Annotated in this window: 1 protein-coding gene; it reads right to left on the reverse strand. The window is 49.6% G+C overall.

Annotated features, from left to right (window positions below; all coding sequences use genetic code 11):
- The coding region (locus BHE85_RS20210; protein ID WP_146628278.1) for a transposase at positions 1-224 on the reverse strand (224 nt) is incomplete at both ends.

The following is a 224-nucleotide window of genomic DNA, read 5'->3' on the forward strand; positions in this document are numbered from 1 at the left end:
GGCCAGTAACCTTTCAGATGTTCCGCCATTTTAATCATCTGATATCTCACCAGATTATAAGCCAGTAAGACACCCCACAGCTCTTGCTCCACAAGCTCCGGCTTTTTACTTCTCAGCGTCAGCCTGCTCAGTTGCATCGTCTGTTTTATCTCCCTGTATCCCAGTTCAATTTCCCAGCGATGACTGTACAGATCCGCCATTTCTCCTCCGGGGAAGCGCATGGC

The organism is Shigella sp. FC1567, from assembly GCF_001743015.1.
Classification (GTDB): Bacteria; Pseudomonadota; Gammaproteobacteria; order Enterobacterales; family Enterobacteriaceae; genus Escherichia; species Escherichia coli.